At 41.2% G+C, this 255-nt stretch carries 1 protein-coding gene; it reads right to left on the reverse strand.

What is annotated here, in order from left to right; genetic code table 11:
- The coding region (locus V6251_RS15455) for a carboxypeptidase-like regulatory domain-containing protein (protein ID WP_341589033.1) at positions 1–255 on the reverse strand (255 nt) is incomplete at both ends.

Consider the following 255-nt stretch of genomic DNA (forward strand, 5'->3'; position numbering starts at 1 on the left):
TTGTATTTGCTGGTGTTGTTTCTACTATTGTATAGTCTCCTACTGGTACATCTGTAAATTCATAGGTTCCATCAACGCCTGTTGTTACTGTTGGATCAACTGTTGCTGCATCGCCATCATCTAATGTTACTACGATTCCTGATACAGGATCGCCATTCTCATCTACGATTGTTCCGCTTACACTTCCTGGCGCTAGACTATTCTCAAAGTTGTTATCTGCATCAACTTCTCCTGCTGTTACTGTTACTGGAATAC

Origin of the sequence: Olleya sp. Ti.3.14 (assembly GCF_038154885.1) — a bacterium.
Taxonomy (GTDB): domain Bacteria; phylum Bacteroidota; class Bacteroidia; order Flavobacteriales; family Flavobacteriaceae; genus Olleya.